The organism is Mesorhizobium sp. (genome assembly GCF_004962245.1).
Lineage (GTDB): Bacteria > Pseudomonadota > Alphaproteobacteria > Rhizobiales > Rhizobiaceae > Mesorhizobium.
On record NZ_SUHQ01000120.1, the window covers coordinates 1 to 205 of the forward strand.

At 66.8% G+C, this 205-nt stretch carries 1 pseudogene; it reads left to right on the forward strand.

Going from position 1 to position 205, the window contains the following annotated elements:
* Positions 1-50: 50 nt before the first annotated feature.
* Positions 51-205, forward strand: a pseudogene (locus E5X88_RS33595) (integrase core domain-containing protein); the annotation flags it as partial.

Genomic DNA, 205 nt, shown 5'->3' on the forward strand with positions numbered 1-205 from the left:
GCTGAAGCGGCTTCTGGCCGACGCCATGCTCGACAATGCCGCGTTGAAGGATCTTGTGGGACGAGACGCTGTTCACCTCGCTGGCTCAGGCGCGCGTAGCCATCGCCCTGTGGCGCGCCGACTACAACACCGCGCGGCCGCACTCCCAACTCGCCTGGCAGACACCGGCCGAGTTCGCCAGCACCTTCAATCCGCGACGGTCGCT